Annotated in this window: 6 protein-coding genes; 2 read left to right on the top strand and 4 right to left on the bottom strand. The window is 62.8% G+C overall.

Going from position 1 to position 12,757, the window contains the following annotated elements; genetic code table 11:
* Window positions 1-16: 16 nt before the first annotated feature.
* A complete protein-coding gene (locus QTL56_RS01240) occupies window positions 17-2,968 on the top strand; it encodes a bifunctional [glutamine synthetase] adenylyltransferase/[glutamine synthetase]-adenylyl-L-tyrosine phosphorylase (protein ID WP_245137583.1) in 2,952 nt (983 codons plus the stop codon).
* A gap of 19 nt (window positions 2,969-2,987) precedes the next feature.
* Here QTL56_RS01240 and QTL56_RS01245 read toward each other — a convergent pair whose 3' ends face one another.
* The 3 genes from QTL56_RS01245 to pepN all read right to left on the bottom strand — a co-directional run bounded on the left by QTL56_RS01245 (window position 2,988) and on the right by pepN (window position 9,887).
* Window positions 2,988-4,478, bottom strand: coding sequence for an oligosaccharide flippase family protein (locus QTL56_RS01245; protein WP_245137582.1), 1,491 nt, complete (start codon window positions 4,476-4,478; stop codon window positions 2,988-2,990).
* Between the two features lie 139 nt (window positions 4,479-4,617).
* The gene (locus QTL56_RS01250) at window positions 4,618-6,972 is read right to left on the bottom strand and encodes a PAS domain-containing sensor histidine kinase (protein WP_245137581.1); all 2,355 of its coding nucleotides are present in this window, start codon (window positions 6,970-6,972) and stop codon (window positions 4,618-4,620) included.
* 266 nt (window positions 6,973-7,238) lie between these two features.
* Window positions 7,239-9,887: an aminopeptidase N gene (gene pepN, locus QTL56_RS01255; protein ID WP_245137579.1), complete on the bottom strand. Its 2,649-nt coding sequence runs from the start codon at window positions 9,885-9,887 to the stop codon at window positions 7,239-7,241.
* Window positions 9,888-10,395: 508 nt separating this feature from the next.
* On the opposite strand from pepN, the gene QTL56_RS01260 reads away from it, so the two are divergent.
* Window positions 10,396-11,334 (top strand): DMT family transporter, encoded by a 939-nt coding sequence (locus tag QTL56_RS01260; protein ID WP_245137578.1) that lies wholly within the window; start codon window positions 10,396-10,398, stop codon window positions 11,332-11,334.
* A gap of 4 nt (window positions 11,335-11,338) precedes the next feature.
* Here the strand turns inward: QTL56_RS01260 and QTL56_RS01265 are convergent, their stop codons facing one another.
* Window positions 11,339-12,574: an MFS transporter gene (locus tag QTL56_RS01265; RefSeq protein WP_229576528.1), complete on the bottom strand. Its 1,236-nt coding sequence runs from the start codon at window positions 12,572-12,574 to the stop codon at window positions 11,339-11,341.
* Window positions 12,575-12,757: the final 183 nt, after the last annotated feature.

A 12,757-nucleotide genomic window follows, 5' to 3' on the forward strand; every position in this document is an offset into this window, starting at 1 on the left:
GGGAGAGGAGGCGCTGATGGGAGACGGCAGGACGAGCAGATTGTCCGATGTGGTGGAGGGCGTGATCCGTCCACTGAACCAGACGGAATTGAAGGCTGCAGTCAGCCTGCTGAAGGACCTGACGAAGCAGGAGGCGGGGCTTGCCGAACATCTGTCGGCAGAGGGGCCGCTGCGCCAATTCGTGCTCGCGGCCTTTACACTCTCTCCCTATCTGCGCGATGTCGCGAACCTCACGCCATCCTTGCTGCTCGAAGCCATAGCATCGCCGCTGGAGCCGCAACTCCTCGACGCAGTCGAGGAGGCCCGCACCGCCTGGAGGCCCGATGCCTCCGGTGTCGCTCCTGCGGAGACGGATGTCATGGCGCGGCTGCGACGCGCCAAGCGCAAGGTCGCCTTCCTGAGCGCGCTCGCCGATCTCGCCCGCGTCTTTACGGCGCGCGACACCACCGCCTGGCTGAGCGCCGTGGCGGATGCCGCGGTGGCGGCAGCCATCGACCACCTGCTTCTCACAGGTCATTACGGCGGCAAGCTGACGCTGAAGGATCGCGACAATCCGGCCCATGGCAGCGGGCTCATCGTGCTGGGCATGGGCAAGCTCGGCGCGCGCGAGCTAAACTATTCCTCCGATATCGACCTCGTCATCTTCTACGATCCGGAAGCCGGCATCCTGAAGGATCCCGATGAAGCAATGGAAACCTATGGGCGGATGATGCGTCGTCTGGTGCGCATCCTGCAGGAGCGGACCGCAGACGGCTATGTCTTCCGTACAGATCTGAGGCTGCGGCCCGATCCGGGCTCGACGCCGCTTGCCGTGCCGGTCGAGGCGGCACTTATCTATTACGAGGGCAGGGGACAGAACTGGGAACGCGCCGCCTTCATCAAGGCTCGGCCCGTGGCCGGCGACCTGAAGGCGGGCGAGGGTTTCCTGCGTGAACTCGTGCCCTTCGTCTTCCGCAAATATCTCGACTACGCGGCGATCGCAGACATCCACTCGATCAAGCGCCAGATCCATGTGCACAAGGGGCATGGCGCGATCGCGGTCAAGGGGCACAACGTCAAGCTCGGGCGCGGCGGCATTCGCGAGATCGAGTTCTTCGCCCAGACCCAGCAGCTGATCGCCGGCGGCCGCATGCCGGACCTGCGTTGCCGGCCGACCGAGGAGGCCTTGAAGGCGCTCGCCGCCGCCCGCTGGATCGATGATCAGACGGCGGAGGAACTTACCGACTGCTACTGGTTCCTGCGTGACGTCGAGCACCGCATCCAGATGGTGCATGACGAGCAGACCCACGTCCTGCCGGAAACGGAGGCGGAGCTGAAGCGCATCGCCTTCATGCTGGGTTTCATCGACACGACGGCCTTTTCCCGGGCCCTGGAAACGGCACTGAAAACGGTCGAGAAAAGGTATGCCCGGCTGTTCGAAAAGGAGGAGGGCCTGTCGAGTTCGACCGGCAATCTCGTCTTTACCGGCCAGAAGGACGATCCGGATACGCTGAAGACCCTGAAGGACCTCGGTTTCGAACGGCCGGAGGACATCTCACGCGTCATCCGGACCTGGCACTACGGTCGCTACCGTGCGACGCAATCGGTCGAGGCCCGCGAGCGGCTGACCGCGATGACGCCGGATCTGCTGAAAGCCTTCGGCGAAAGCCGGCGTGCCGACGAGGCGTTGCTGCGCTTCGACAACTTCCTCTCGGGCCTTCCTGCCGGCATCCAGCTCTTCTCCCTGCTCGGCAACAATCCCGCCCTTCTTCACCGGATCGTCAACATCATGGCGGCCGCACCGCGGCTCGCCGAGATCATCGCGCAGCGACCGCATGTCTTCGACGGCATGCTGGATCCGGTCCTCCTGGTCGAGCTTCCCACCCGCGACTATCTCGGCAGGCGACTGAAGAGTTTTCTCTCCGGCGCCACCCACTACGAGGAAATTCTCGACCGGCTGCGCATCTTCGCCGCCGAGCAGCGCTTCCTCATCGGCATTCGGCTGCTGACCAGCGCGATCGGTGGCGCGCAGGCCGGCCATGCCTTCACCGATCTCGCCGGCCTCGTCATCGACGAGGCGCTGAAGGCTGTGGTGGCAGAAATGGAGATCGCCCATGGCAAGATCCCCGGCGGCCGCGTCGCTCTGGCGGGCATGGGCAAGCTCGGCTCCTACGAATTGACGGCGGGCTCCGATGTCGATCTGATCCTGCTGTACGAACATGACGAGGATGCGCCGGAATCGGACGGGGTGAAGTCGCTCGATCCCGTGCGGTATTTCACCAGGCTCACGCAGCGGCTGATCGCGGCGCTTTCGGCGCCGACGGCAGAAGGTGTGCTCTACGAGGTCGACATGCGGCTGAGACCCTCCGGCAACAAGGGGCCCGTCGCGACAAGGCTCAGATCCTTTGCCCGCTACCAGCGCGAGGAGGCATGGACCTGGGAGCATATGGCGCTGTCCAGGGCGCGCATGCTGTGTGGCGATCAGAGCCTGATCAAGGAGGCCGAAGGCATCATCGAGGAAGTGCTCGGCGCGCCACGGGATACGGCGAAGACCGTCAAGGATGTCGTCGAGATGCGGGCGCTGATCGAGCAGGAGAAGCCGCCGAAAGACATCTGGGATATGAAGCTCATTCCCGGCGGCTTGATCGACATCGAGTTCATTGCGCAATATCTGGCGCTGACGGCGCCGGCCAAGGGGCTCCACGTCCGGACCAATGAGCTTTCGACGGCGGACGCGTTGAAGGCCCTGGGTGAGCTCATCGATCCGAACGATCTCGATACCTGCCTGACAGCCTTGAAGCTCTACACCGATCTGTCGCAGGTAATCCGTCTTTGCATCGATGGTCCCTTCGAACCGGCAAACGTCCCGGCGGGTCTCACAGATCGCCTGGCGCGCGCGGCCGACTGCCCGGATCTGAAGACCACGGAAGCCGAGATCAAGCGGCTGGCGAAGGCGGTGCGCAAGGTATTTGCGCGGGTCGTGGCCTGACGGAAGTGTTGCCGCTGGCTCAGGCGCCCCCGCGGCCGCTGATCAGCTTCAGCGGCTTCAGGCCGAAGCCGAGCAGCAGGTTGAAGGTTGCGCGATCGAGCAGGAAGACCAGAAGCGCCACCAGGGGCCAGACGGCACAGGCGAGAATGAAGGCGGTCAGCCAGTCGTCGATCGTCAGGTGGGCAAAGGTCGCGGCGGCCAGAAGCGCAAAGGGCAGGGCAAGCGGCAGGACGACGCGCCGCAGGATGCCGCTCAGTGCAAGATGACCGCCGAAATCGAAGAGCGACCTGAGTGCGGCCGCAACCGCGGCCCCGACGATGCCGAATTGCATGGTCAGCAGGACGAGGACACCGGCAAAGGGCAGAAGAAGGCCGAGATGTAGCTTGGCGATGAGGTCCGGACGGTGCTGGCTGTGGATCAGCCAATAGGGCGCGAAGATCAGCGAATTGAGCCAGATCGAGGTGACGAGGATCGTTGCGGGCACACCCGCCCGGTCGGCAAAGGCGTCTCCGAGCCAGAGGGTCAGGAGCGGATCCATCAGCAGGATCGTCGAGGCGCAGATGCCGCCATAGAGGAGTGCCGTGATGACGAGGACGCGGGCGCTGAGTGCCTTGGCTTCGTCCGGCATGGAACTGGCGAGCCGCGGGAAAATCGCCCGCGAGATGGCGCCGGGGATGATCTGGCTGCGCGAGATCAGGTTGAGCGGCACGGCGTAATAGGTGACCGCTGCGACGCCGAAGAAACGTCCGACCATCAACTGGTCGAGAGAGCCGAGAATCGGGGTCAGCACCGACGAAATCGTCACCCAGCCGCCATAGGAGAGAAGCTTGCGTGCCCGGTCCATGTCGAAATCGGTGATCCGGATCGGTCCCTCGATCGAGTTGATAGCGACGAAGATGGCGAGCATCAGCAGCACCCGGGCAAGCACCGCGCCGGGGATGACTGTGCCGAGATCTGGCGAGACAAAGACCGCGAAGGCGAGCGGCAGGATCTGTGCGAAGATAGCGCCCGAGACCTGCAGCACATTGGCGAGCGCAAAATTCTCCCGCGCCTCGATCGCATCGATGCCGGCACCGTTCAGGATGACGAGGGGCAGGAGAAGGGCGATCCAGGGCATGGCCGCCTTCACTTCATCCTCGATCTCGATCGGCACCTGCACCACGCCGCCGACGATGTAGGAACCGAGCAGATAAAGCAGGAAGGCGCCGAAGAAGGTCATCGACGCATTGATCGTAAAGGAGGTGACGATGACCCGGGCGCGTTCGCGCTGATCGGAATGGTCAAGGCGGGCCAGCGCGTTGATCGTGGCGGGTGCCAGACCGAGTTCGAGAAAGCCGAGATAGCCGATCATCACCCAGATCAGCGAGATGACGCCGTATCGGGCATCGCCGACATAATCGATATAGACGGGGACCGTCAGGATCATCACCGGGATCGGCAGCAGGGCGCCGATCAGGTTGATGATGAAATTGACATAGAGCCGATTGCGCGGCTTGCCTGCACTGGCCATTGCGGTCCCTTGATGTCCACCGGCATTCAACCGGATTGTCCCGAGCCTGTCATGGCCCGCCGACTCTTACAGATGGGTAAGTCGGGCCGTCTATTCGGCGGGAAGGGTTACCAGCGGGTGAACATGCGCGCGATGCGTGTCAGGCGCGGCGCTTGAGACCTTGCGCGACGATGACGTCGGGGATGCGAAGCGCAACGACCGTGCCCAGGCCTTCGCGCGAGCGGATCTTCAGGGAACCGCCATGCAGGGCAACGAGCGAGCGGGAGATGGCAAGCCCGAGGCCCGAGCCGCCCTTCGACTTGGCATACTGGCTCTGCACCTGTTCGAAGGGGTTGCCGATCTTGCCGAGCGCGCTCTTCGGAATGCCTATGCCGGTGTCTGCGATGGAGACGATCACGGCGCCCTGGACTTTGCGGGCCCGCAGTGCGATCTTGCCGCCATCGTCGGTGAACTTGACGGCGTTGGAGAGGATGTTGAGGAGGATCTGCTTGATCGCGCGGCGATCGGCGATCAGGGAGAGACCGTCCTCGACGCGCTGCTCGACGGTGATGTTTTTCTCTTCGGCCGGGATCGCGGTGAGGCGCATGCTCTCTTCGATCAGCGGGCACAGATCGATCGTTTCGCAGCGGATCTTCATCTGGCCCGCCTCGATCTTCGACATGTCGAGGATGTCGTTGATGACGTTGAGGAGGTGCTTGCCGCTTTCGTGGATGTCCTTGGCATATTCCTCGTATTTCGGCGAGCCGACCGGGCCGAACATGCCGGCGAGCAGGATTTCAGAGAAGCCGAGGATGGCGTTGAGCGGTGTTCTGAGCTCGTGGCTCATATTGGCGAGGAATTCCGATTTTGCCTTGTTGGCGGCTTCGGCATTCTGTTTTTCGGCGAGATATTTCTCGTTGGCGTCGGAGAGTTCGGTCTTCTGGCGCTCCAGGATCTTCTGCGAGGCGGAGAGATCGCCGATCGTGGCCATCAGGCGCCGTTCCTGTTCGCGCAGCCGCTCCTGATGGCGCTTGAGCAGCGTGATATCGGTGCCGACGGAAACAAGGCCGCCGTCGCGGGTGCGGCGCTCGTTGATCTGTAGCCAGCGCTCGTCGGCGAGCTGGACTTCCGAGGTGCGGGAATTGGTGCCGTCGTCGGCATCGGCGATGCGGCGCTGGATGATCGGCTTGTCGGCTGCAGCAAGCACCAGGGCGCGCTCCTTGCCCGGGACGAGCACGGCATCGGGCAGACCATAGACCTTCTGGAAATGGCCATTCCAGGCCACCAGCTTGTCGTTCTTGTCCCAGAGCACGAAGGCTTCCGAGGTGCATTCGATGGCGTCGGCGAGGCGCTGGTCGGCTTCGGCGTAACGCTGGGCGAGCCGGTGCTGCTCGGTCACATCCATGGCGATCCCGATGACATGCAATTCGCCGGTGCTGGTCGAGATGATCTGGGCGCGGGCGCGCATCCAGACATAATGGCCCTGGGCGTGGCGCATGCGGAAGATCTGGTCGATATGGCGTGAGCTGCCACGGCCGACGGAGCGGGCGAGCGCATAGAGATTGCCGTCATCGGGATGCATGAGGCGGGCGGCATCGGCGAAGGTGAGCGGCTGGGAGGAAGGCGCAAGGCCCAGCATCTCGTACATCGAGCTCGACCAGACGAGCTTGCGGCTTTCGAGGTCGAAATCCCAGAGACCGCAGCGCCCGCGGGCGAGCGCGGTCTCGACGCGCAGATTGGATTCCAGGAAGGTGTCGTCCGCTTCGCGTGCCCGTTTCACCTGGTAGAAATAGGCGTAGAGGATGACGAAGAGGATGACGGTGATGCAAGTGAAGAGCGTCGTGTTCAGCGAAAGCTCGCGGCGCCAGAAATCGCCGACGGCCTGAAGCGTGTGGGCGGTCACGATCAGAGCGCCGTCCGTGCCGATCGGCGTGAAGATCGCATGATGTGGTACGCCGTTCAGTTCGGTGTCGAAGGCGCCGGTGCGATTGCCGGATTGCCGGAAGATCATGACTTCGGGCAGAAGGCTCGACAGGGACAGGCCCACCTGGGCCGCAGCCTCCGGAGAAGCCGCAAATACCCGGCCGGCCGGATCGATCAGGAGCACGAAGGCTCCATTGGCAAAATGTCCGCGGTCGAGGAACGTGGCGAGGCGCTTCTCGGCTTCGGCGCGGTCGCGCATTTCGAAGAGCGCGACCCTTTCGTCGAAGACGGCACTGGCCGTTGCAGCGATCAGCGCCGTCGACTGGCGCACGGACGCTTCCATGCGCTGGTACTCGTTGACGATCCCGATGGTCCGGGCCAGCGCCACAACAGCGAGAAAGGCGAGAATGAGGATCGGAATGGCCCGGCGCAGGATCGTCTCGATCCGCCGCGAACGGGTGGCTCCTTGCCCCGGACTGGATGACGACGCGCCGAACAACGCCTCGCCGACGCGCCCGAAGAATGCCCCCATGTCCGAAAATTTGATGCGCAGCCGCTCATCGGCTGCGGTGACCCGCCGCGCGTCCAACATCGTCCCTGCCTCTATCCCTCGTGCGATTCGTTAGCGCCGCTCGCCCGAATCTGACGCCAAGGAATCATGGCCGATTCGCCTTGTCCAGAGTGGGTGGGTAAAGAAAATATTAACCCCTTGCTCCGACTCCTCTTTTTTATTGGCGGCCTGACAAGCGGCTGAATCTGATGGAAAATTAGCTGGTGATGTGGGCTCGATGAAACAGGTTCGCATGAAAAAGGCGCCGATTTTGGCCGGCGCCTTTTTTGAGTGCAATGATGGCCCGGTCAGCTCTTGAGGATGCGGTCGACGATGTCGCGCACATCCGTCGAAAGCGACGTGGACGCTTCAATCGCGGCCAGCGCGGTGCGCGCCTTCTCGGCACGCGCGGGCTCAAGCAGGCGCCAGGACCGGAGCGCGGTCAGGAGACGTGCGGCGAGCTGCGGGTTGCGCGGGTCGATCGCGAGGATCTGCTCGGCGAAGAAGTCGTAAGCCGCACCGTCTGCACGGTTGAAGCCGGTCGCATTGCCGAAGGCGAAGGTGCCGACGAGCGAGCGGACCCGGTTCGGATTGGTCGGCGCGAAATGCGGGCTTCCCATGAGGGCCTTGACCCGGTCGAGGCTTCCCGATCCCGGGATTGTCGCCTGGATCGAGAACCACTTGTCGAGCACCAGCGCATTCGAGGCGAAGCGGGTTTCGAAGGCGGCCAGTGCATCCATCGCTTCGGCCGAATCCGGGAAGCGATGGGTGAGGATGGTGAGGGCCTGCGACAGGTCCGTCATGTTGTCGGCCCTGGCGAAGGCTGCCGCGGACAGGGCCGGGGAATTCTCGGCAATCGTCAGGAACGAGAGCGCAATGTTCCTCAGCGAACGCTTGCCGGCGCCTGTCGCATCCGGTGTGAAGGGGCCGGAGGCCGAATGGGCGTCATGGAGTGTGCGGAAGACCTCGACGCCTGCGGTCGCGATGGCGGACAGCACGGCTTGGCGGCCGGCATGGATTGCATCGGGGTCATTGTTGCCGCCGAGCTCGCGGGCAATGTCGGCTTCGCTCGGCAGGCTCAGCGCCTGCGCGCGGAACGCGGGCTCCAGCTGCTCGTCGGCAGCGACAGCCAGCAGCACCTCGATGAAGGACGCGCTGGTCGTGATCGCCTGTCCCTCGCGGGCGCCCTTGGCGGCATCCGTCAGGACCGGCAGGGCGAGATCGGTGATGGCCTGCCAGCGGGCGAAGAGGTCGCTGTCGTGGCGGCCGATATGGCCGAGGTCTTCGGCGCTCTGCGAGAAGTGCAGGGTGACGGGGGCCGAGAAGCCCCGGTTGAGCGACACGACCGGACGGCTGCCGATGCCGGAAAAGGTGAAGCTCTGGGCGCGTTCGGTCAGATGCAGGACCTCGCCGGTGACCTCGCCGCCGGAAATGCCGGAAGCCGTGGCCTCGGAGCCGTTTTCGGAGATGAGTGCGAAGCGCAGCGGGATGTGCATCGGCTCCTTGGCGCTCTGGCCGGGCGTGGCCGGGATCATCTGTTCCAGCGACAGCGTCAGGGTCTTGGCACCGGCGTCATAGGCCGAGGAGACGGTGATCTGCGGCGTGCCGGCCTGATGATACCAGAGGGCGAACTGGGTGAGATCGCGGCCGCTCGCATCCTCGAAACATTTGACGAAATCCTCGACGGTCGAGGCATCGCCATCGTGGCGTTCAAAGTAGAGGTCCATCCCCTTCTTGAAATCGTCGCGGCCGAGAATGGTCGCGATCATGCGGGTGACCTCGGAGCCCTTCTCATAGACGGTCGTCGTGTAGAAGTTGTTGATTTCGCGGTATTTTGTCGGGCGGACCGGATGAGCGAGCGGACCGGCATCCTCCGGGAACTGCTCCGAGCGCAGGTGGCGGACTTCCGCGATGCGCTTGACCGAGCGCGAGCGCATGTCGGCCGAAAACTCGTGGTCCCGGTAGACCGTCAGGCCTTCCTTCAGGCAGAGCTGGAACCAGTCGCGGCAGGTGATGCGGTTGCCGGTCCAGTTGTGGAAATATTCATGCGCGATGATCGCCTCGATATTCGCGTAATCCTGATCGGTCGCGGTCTCGGGGTCGGCAAGCACATACTTGTCGTTGAAGATGTTGAGGCCCTTGTTCTCCATGGCCCCCATGTTGAAGTCGGAGACAGCGACGATCATGAAGATGTCGAGATCGTATTCGCGGCCGAAGACCTCTTCGTCCCACTTCATCGAGCGCTTCAGCGCATCCATGGCATAGGCCGCACGCGGCTCCTTGCCGTGTTCGACATAGATCTTCAGCGCGACTTCGCGGCCGGACATGGTGGTGAACGTGTCTTCGACGATGCCGAGATCACCGGCGACCAGCGCGAAAAGGTAGGACGGTTTCGGATGCGGGTCGAACCAGGCGGCGAAATGCTTGTCCGGGCCGAAACCGGCACCCCCAAGGAAATTGCCGTTGGACAAGAGCAGCGGATTGGCGGCCTTGTCGGCGATAATGTTGACCGTATAGACGGCGAGCACATCGGGACGATCGGGAAAATAGGTGATGCGGCGGAAGCCTTCGGCCTCGCACTGGGTGCAGTAGATGCCGTTCGAGCGATAGAGACCCATCAGCTGGGTATTGGCCTCCGGATTGATCATCGTGACGACGGTGATCTCGAAGGGAACCGATTCCGGCAGGTCGCGGATAACAAGGCTCTCGGGTGCAGCGGTATAACGTGCAGGATCCATCTCGATCTGGTCGAAAAGCAGGCTCGTCATGGTGAGGTCGTCGCCATCGAGCACCAGAGGCGCATTGGCATCGACGCCTTCCCGCCGATGGAAGATCAGGCGGGCTTCCACCTTGGTTTCCGTTGGGTCCAGTTCGAAGGTCAGATCAACCCGTTCCAGAACGAAGTCGGTGGGGCGGTAGTCTGCCAGATGAACGATCCGGCCCGTATCTGTGCGCATAATGTGTCCTGGTCGCTGCGGGGTTGGCCACCAGAATGCGCGCGGAGAAAGCGCTCAACCGAATGGCTCAAGTTGCGGGCGATGATTGCAGCAATTTCTGAACGATTATTAAAACATGAGATAATTTTGATGATGGACTTGGCGCATGGGCCAATTTTCTTCGTTGAAAAGGGTCGATGCGGGGCGAAGTCCAAGAATAGTCAAACTGATCTTGGACGAGACAAAGTCATGTAGGGTGACGCTGCAGGTCCGCCGGGTGACGCTGCAGGCGCATTGATGGCGAGACGCCCCAGAGGCAAGACGATTTCTCGGCTTGAGCGTGGCATCAACGCCTTTCGCCGAAATAGCCCGTGATCTCAGTCTATTCCTGGGGGCGCCTTTGGCGAAATACGGGGCTTGCGAAGATGCGACCGGCATGCATGCTGGTCACCTGTCGAGTCACCGGCGAGACCGTTGCCGCTTCCCATTCACTGCGCCCCGGCGCAGCTTGCCCCAAGATTTCACGAATATGGCTTTTGCCGATCCAGATCCCCTCCGCGGCATTGTGCTGAAAGTCTGTTCGGTCACGGTCTTCGTCGCCATGCAGACCTGCATCAAGCTCGCCGGCAGCGGCATCCCGCCAGGCCAGATAAGCTTTCACCGCTCGGCCTTCGCCATCCTGCCGATCCTCGGCTATCTCGCCTGGCGCGGCGAATTGCGCCAGGCCATGCAGACAAACAACCCCGTCGGGCACATCAAGCGCGGCCTGCTGGGCGTCTGTGCGATGGGGGCCGGTTTCTATGGCCTGGTGCATCTGCCGCTACCGGATGCGATTGCGATCGGCTATGCCATGCCGCTCCTGGCGGTCGTCTTTGCCTCGGTCTTCCTGAAGGAGACCGTCCGGCTCTATCGCTGGACAGCGGTCGTCATCGGGCTCGTCGGGGTCCTGATCATATCTCTTCCCAAGCTCACCCTGTTCGGCGAGGAGGGCCTCGGTTCCGATGCGGCAGCGGGCGCCATGGCCGTCCTGATCTCCGCTATGCTGGGAGCAGGCGCCATGCTGCAGGTCCGCCAGCTCGTGCGCGAGGAGAAGACCTCGACCATCGTCCTCTTCTTTTCGCTGACGGCGGCACTTCTCTCGGCGCTCAGCTGGTTCTTCGGCTGGGCGGAACTCTCCTGGTGGTCGCTGGGACTTCTGGCGCTGGCCGGCATTTTCGGCGGACTGGGGCAGATCTTTCTCACCGAGAGCTATCGTTTCGCCGACGTCTCGACGATCGCGCCCTTCGAATATTGTTCGATCATTCTCGGATCGATCGCCGCCTATATGCTGTTTTCCGAAGTGCCGACGATGACGACCCTGATCGGGGCGGCGATCGTGGTTGGAGCCGGCATCTTCATCATCTACCGCGAACACCAGCTCGGCCTTGAGCGCCGGGCGGCCCGCAAGGCTGCAACGCCCCAAGGCTGAAACGTCAGCTCTCTACCTCGGCAATCGGAGAGGCGTTGTCGGCGCCCTGCATCGGCACGATCGTGGCCTGGAAGTCGGCCTTCTCTTCCGGTGTGACGGTATCGGGACGACGCGTGATACGCCAGGCGGCATAGCCGGCATAGAGCGCGAAGCCGGAGCCGAGGAAGGCGATCAGGGCGCTCGGACCCAGCCCTTGCATGAGCGTTCCGGCCATCAGCGGACCGGTGACCGTGCCCAAGCCGTAGAGAATCATGATGCCGCTGGACAGCGTCACATATTCATGTGGTTCGGCAAGATCGTTCGCATGCGCAACGTTCAGTGAATAGATCGGGTAGAGCACCGTGCCGACGAAGAAGCCGGCGATATAGACGGCTGTCGGGTCCTCGGCACCAAAGGCCAACATCATGCCGCAGGCGCCGACACCGAAAAGGCCGCATGCAATCATCACAAAGCGGCGATCCAAGCGGTCGGAGACACGCCCGATCGGCACCTGCGAGATGGCACCGCCCGCGAGGAAGGCCGCAAGCAGCGTGGCGCCTTGCGCGGTGTTCATGCCGATGCTCTGCGAATAGACGCCGCCAAGACTGCCCCAGGTGCCCGACAGGGCACCTGTCAGCAGCGAACCGAAAAAGGCGATCGGAGAACGGCGATAGAGACGCTTGAGGTCGAAACGCGCCTCTGCAATCGGGCTCGGTGACTTTGCAGTCGACAGCGCCACGGGAAAGAGCGCGAGCGAAAAGATCAAGGCGCAGACGATGAACAGGTCGGGTGCATTCACGTCCCCGAGCGGAACGATATATTGGCCGCCGATCGAGCCGACGAGACAGGTGACCATGTAGACGGAGAAGAGCGCGCCACGATTTTCGTTGGTCACGCGTTCGTTGAGCCAGCTCTCGACCAGGAGATAGGCGCCGGCAATGGCGAAGCCGGAAAGGCCGCGGAAGATCGTCCAGGCCCACCATTCGACCACAAGGGCGCAAAGCAGGATCGAGACGGTCAGCAGCGTGATCAGCGCGCCGAAAACCCGGACATGCCCGACGCGACGCACGAAGATCGGCGTGACGACGCAGGAGACCGTGAAACCGAAAGTGTAGCCTGTGGCGATGACCGAGATGATGAAGGTCGACCAGCCTTCGCTGAGCGAGCGGATCGGCAGCATGTAGCTCATCAGACCGAAGCCGGCCATCATCATGAGGGTCGACATCATCAGGGTGGCGATCGATGCGAGACTGGACAGCATTGGGCCTCCCCCGGGCTCTCTGAACGGAAATTGTGCCAGCAATGCTGCCTGCGTGAAATTTCGGATACGACGCGATGCGCCGCATTTGCGGGCGGCGATGCATCTTCTCGCATGGCTATAGGCAATAATTGATTGAAAGTTCGTAAGGATTTCGTTTACGCTGTTGATATTCCGGGGAAAAGC

The sequence above is a fragment of the Peteryoungia algae genome, from assembly GCF_030369675.1.
GTDB lineage: Bacteria > Pseudomonadota > Alphaproteobacteria > Rhizobiales > Rhizobiaceae > Allorhizobium > Allorhizobium algae.